Consider the following 1,617-nt stretch of genomic DNA (forward strand, 5'->3'; position numbering starts at 1 on the left):
ATAATTGTTTAATCACAAGACATCCGAGGAAAGTTATCTTCAAGAGCAATCTTGAATGTAATGATTTATATTTGTTAGAAAAACTTGCTACGAGAACCATTGGCCGACATAAAAAGGTTAAGCCAATAAGAGCGCAGGGTGGATGCCTTGGCACTAAGAGCCGATGAAAGACGTGATAAGCTGCGAAAAGCCGCGGGGAGGAGCATATATCCCATGATCCGCGGATCTCTGAATGTGGAAACACACATGAGCAACCCTCATGTATCCGTACCCCAATCCATAAGGTGCGGAGGGGAACCCGGTGAACTGAAACATCTAAGTAGCCGGAGGAAAAGAAAGAAACATCGATACCGGGAGTAGCGGCGAGCGAAACCGGAGGAGCCCAAACCGCTGTGCGTGCATGGCGGGGTTCGGACTGCGGAATTGGAACGAGTCATAGTCAAACGGTTTTGGGAAAGCCGGCCGGAGAGGGTGAAAGCCCCGTAGGCGAAATGACGAGGGACATGGCAGGATCCAGAGTACACCGGGACACGAGAAACCCTGGTGGAATGAGCGGGGACCACCCCGTAAGGCTAAATACTCCTTAGTGACCGATAGCGCATAGTACTGTGAAGGAACGGTGAAAAGGACCCCGGGAGGGGAGTGAAAAAGAACCTGAAACCCTGTGTTTACAAGCAGTGGGAGGGCGAAAGCCCGACTGCGTACTTTTTGTAGAACGGTCCGGCGAGTTGCGGTGTCCGGCAAGGTTAAGCGCCAAAGGCGCGGAGCCGGAGCGAGAGCGAGTCTGAAAAGGGCGAAAGTCAGACACTGCAGACCCGAAACCGGGTGATCTACCCATGGCCAGGATGAAGCTGCCGTAAGAGGCAGTGGAGGTCCGAAGCCACATCCGTTGAAAAGGGTGGGCATGAGCTGTGGGTAGGGGAGAAATTCCAATCGAACCCGGAGATAGCTGGTTCTCCTCGAAATAGCTTTAGGGCTAGCCTCATGGCAGACTTATGGAGGTAGAGCACTGAACATCCTAGGGAGCGTCAAAGCTTACCGAAGATCATCAAACTGCGAATGCCATCAAGCCGATCCATGGGAGTCAGACCGCACGAGATAAGTTGGGTGGTCAAAAGGGAAAGAGCCCAGACCTCCGGCTAAGGTCCCAAAGTGTGTGTTAAGTGGTAAAGGATGTGGGATTTCGAAGACAACCAGGACGTTGGCTCAGAAGCAGCCATACATTGAAAGAGTGCGTAACAGCTCACTGGTCGAGAGGTCCTGCGCCGAAAATTTCCGGGGCTGAAACACACCACCGAAGCTGAGGAACCGCGAAAGCGGCTGGTAGAGGAGCATTGGATGCTTAAAGAAGCGGTACCGGCAAGGAGCCGTGGAGAGCATCGAAGAGAGAATGCCGGAATGAGTAGCGAGAGATAGGTGAGAATCCTATCGGCCGAATATCCAAGGTTTCCAGAGTAAAGCTGATCTGCTCTGGGGAAGTCGGGACCTAAGGCGAGGTCGAAAGACGTAGCCGATGGACAGCAGGCAGAGATTCCTGCACTGGCGGATATCAGAACTGCGGGGACGCAGGGCGGAAGGATGAGCGCGGAATGAAGAGACGCGTACAAGCAGAAGAGG

The 1,617-nt window shown here is 53.2% G+C and carries 1 rRNA gene; it reads left to right on the forward strand.

What is annotated here, in order from left to right:
* Positions 1-115 precede the first annotated feature (115 nt).
* Positions 116-1,617: ribosomal RNA gene (locus FYJ35_RS14325) — 23S ribosomal RNA — on the forward strand; the annotation flags it as partial.

The sequence above is a fragment of the Porcincola intestinalis genome, assembly GCF_009696445.1.
Lineage (GTDB): Bacteria > Bacillota > Clostridia > Lachnospirales > Lachnospiraceae > Porcincola > Porcincola intestinalis.